The 3,033-nt window shown below is 64.7% G+C and carries 2 protein-coding genes and 1 pseudogene; all 3 read right to left on the bottom strand.

All coding sequences use genetic code 11. The annotated features are described in order from the left end of the window. Nucleotides 1-114: 114 nt before the first annotated feature. Nucleotides 115-381: pseudogene (locus tag KME75_RS40730) on the bottom strand (DDE-type integrase/transposase/recombinase); the annotation flags it as partial. A gap of 104 nt (nt 382-485) precedes the next feature. Further along, entirely contained in the window at nt 486-1,934 is a 1,449-nt protein-coding gene (ltrA, locus tag KME75_RS40725) for a group II intron reverse transcriptase/maturase (protein WP_219420334.1), read from the bottom strand. Between the two features lie 893 nt (nt 1,935-2,827). Then, nucleotides 2,828-3,033, bottom strand: a 206-nt coding sequence (locus KME75_RS40720) for a reverse transcriptase domain-containing protein (RefSeq protein ID WP_246633790.1), incomplete at its 5' end; no start/stop codon positions are given.

Below are 3,033 nucleotides of genomic sequence, written 5' to 3'. Positions count from 1 at the left end.
CGTCGTCCAGTCCTACCTGTCCACCACCGCCAAGTGGGGCCTCGACAGCTTCGACGTCCTCACTCAGCTGTTCACCACCGGGGCATGGCTACCACCAGCCGCCGAACCCTGCTGAATAGCTACGGCGATACCCGCTTCGGCGAGTTCCTCGGTGAATGCCAGTGCGGTGTATTGCGAGCCGGCGTCGGAATGATGGATCAGCCCGCGCGCAGTGAACTCACTGCTCGCCCGGCGGCGGGTCGCCAAGGCCTGCGCCAGGGCCGCGGTCACGAGATCGCTGGTCTTGCTCATCGACGCCCGCCACCCGAGGATTCGCCGCGAATAGACGTCGGTAATAAACGACACGTAGCAGAACCCGCTCGCGGTCCACACATACGTGTAGGGGTCGGACCCCGGCGCCCTGCCAGCCTTTCGGCTGGTGGGTTTCCGGGGCCCGCCCTCCGAACCGGACGTGCGACTTCCACCGCATCCGGCTCTCCACGTGTTCATGCCACTGGTGAGGCGATCTTGCCTGGTGGACTCGACCATGGTGTAGGGATGCGCGTCCCTCGGTAGCGGTATCGAGTGACTGCTACCTTGTTGGGGCGGAGCATCTCCAGTTTGCCGACGCGTATCTGCCAGCCTGGCAGGAAGCGTCGGACCAGGGTGTGCATGTTCAGGCCGAGGTGTCGTTTGCGGAGCCAGCCGATCACCCGCCAGAAGGCGAAGTGGTCGACGTAGTAGAACGTCCGCGCCGACACCCCGTGCCGGAAGTAGTTGCACCAGCCCCGCAGCACCGGGTTCAGCCGGCGCAGCAGGTCTGCGAGTGTTCGATGTTTCGCCCGGCGAGTCAGCTTCCGCACCTTGTCCACGATCGAGGCCAGCGCCTTCTTCGATGGGTAGGTGTAGATTCCTCGCTTTCCGGTACGGCTTCGCCAGGCTCGGCGCTGGATGTGCCAGCCCAGGAAGTCGAACCCCTCGTCGATATGGGAGACCCTGCTCTTCTCGACCGACAGGCGCAGGCCCATCGGGGCGAGCACCGTGCCGACCTCGTCCCATAGCGCCTCGGCGTCGGCGCGGGTTCCGGCCAGCATAATCACGAAATCGTCAGCATAGCGGACGAGTTTCATGACCGCGCCGCCGCCGCGTCGGTGCTTGGCGCGTGTCCAGTTCGGACCGAGCGCTGCCCATTTGTCAGCGAAGTGCTCGTCCAGCACGGACAGGGCGATATTGGCCAGCAGCGGTGACAGGATTCCACCTTGCGGAGTGCCGGTGATCGTCTCGCGGTTCAGGCCGTCCTCGCCGAGGACTCCGGCCCGCAGGAACGCCGAAACCCAGCCCAGGGCCCGTTTATCGGAGATCCGGCCACGGACCCGCGCCATAAGCGCGGTGTGGTCGATCTCGTCGAAACACGCCGTGATGTCGGCCTCGAACACCCACTCGTAGTTCCGGGTGGGTGAGGCGAGGTAGTGAATCTCGGCGATCGCGTCCTGCGCCCGGCGTCTCGGGCGGAAGCCATACGACGATGGCTTGAAGTCCGCCTCGAAGATCGGCTCGAGCACCAGCTTCAACACGGCCTGCACAACCCGATCAGCGGTCGTCGGGATCCCGAGACGCCGGACCTTCCCCGACGCCTTCGGGATCGCCTTCTCCCGCACCCGCTGCGGAGCGAACCGTCCGGCCTTGAGATGCGCCCGCAGCTCGGACAGCAGCTCCCCAGCGCCGAAGCCGACTGATCGCGGAGCGATCCCGTCGACCCCAGCGGTTCGTCCACCCTTGTTGCCCCGCACCCGGCTCCACGCAACCACGAGGAAGAACGGGTCATAGACGAGGTTGTGAATATCATCGAAGCGTCGACCAGGATCGGTCTTCGCCCAGTGGTGCAGCTTTCTCTGCATCGCGAGTACCCGGACCTCGGCCTCATCGAGGTCAGGCCACGGATCGCCGATATTCACCAGCGCGCTCCTCGTCCTGCATCCCTGCTGCGAACACGCTGGACCCCTTCGCCATGTGACCGGCTTTCCCGGCCTCGGACTACTACGGGTCCTCCGCCCCATTCCGGTAGCGTCGGCCGACGACGAGCCTTCCCTCCACACCGCTGGCGACGATGCGGGTAGGGGACTGCCGGATTGGTTCCCACGTTCACTGCTGATCCGATCGACGGGGTCGGCGCCCAGCTATGCCCCTGCAACCTCGCCACGATTACGCCGCAGGCTTTCACCGTGGCCTCCCGACCGGCGACATCACCCAGCCCAGAAGTTCCCCACGCCACAACACGAGCACGCTCGTGCGAGCGCGGGTGCGCGTTGCCGCAGAGCAGCCTGGTTGCCCGAACGAACTTCCCACGGATGGTCCGATCCCTTCGCTCCCTCTCCATTACAGAGAGTTCCTCACTACTATGGATCGGTCCGAATGCCAACCCCGCAACGGTACTCGATCTCTCACGGTTTCGGCCGCTTGAGACACTCCCTCTCGCCGCCATCTCGACAGCAGTGTCGGGGCTGGCCTTCCCACGTTCCACGTGAAAGCCGCAGACCGGGCTCGCGTCGCCTACATGCCGGGCACCGCCTGGCCAGTAACCGGGTATCCGCCAGACTTATCCTGGAACCTCGTACACGCCCCAGTTCTGATGCCATCTGAAACCAATTTCGACACTTCGATAGCGATTCGCTTGCGCTCGCCTTCCCGATCCCCACCTGACGCATCACGTGCGCCTTTTCCTCATCGCTCACCACGACGGTCTTCAGCCAACGCAGCATGAGGTGGTTTGACGCCACCCCCCGAAGGGCGACGCCGAAGGGCCATCCATCCTTCATCTTCCACGCAGCAGCACATCGATCGAGGTCTCCTACCTACATCCCAACCTCTCCCTCTGCGCGCGTGGCACACACACGATCTTGGTCTTGTCGGGATGCAACCGCAGCCCAACCTGTTCCATCCTGTCGGTGAGCGCGGCCCACACCTCACGTGCCTGCCGTTCTGTCGCGCAGTGCACCACCGCGTCGTCTGCATAGCGCTCGAACTCCACGGTCGGGAACTCCCGAACCAGGAACA

It is taken from the genome of Pseudonocardia nigra (assembly GCF_019396355.1).
Classification (GTDB): Bacteria; Actinomycetota; Actinomycetes; order Mycobacteriales; family Pseudonocardiaceae; genus Pseudonocardia; species Pseudonocardia nigra.
Note: the sequence above shows the minus strand (reverse complement) of the source record. Positions and strands in the feature narration are given on the sequence as shown.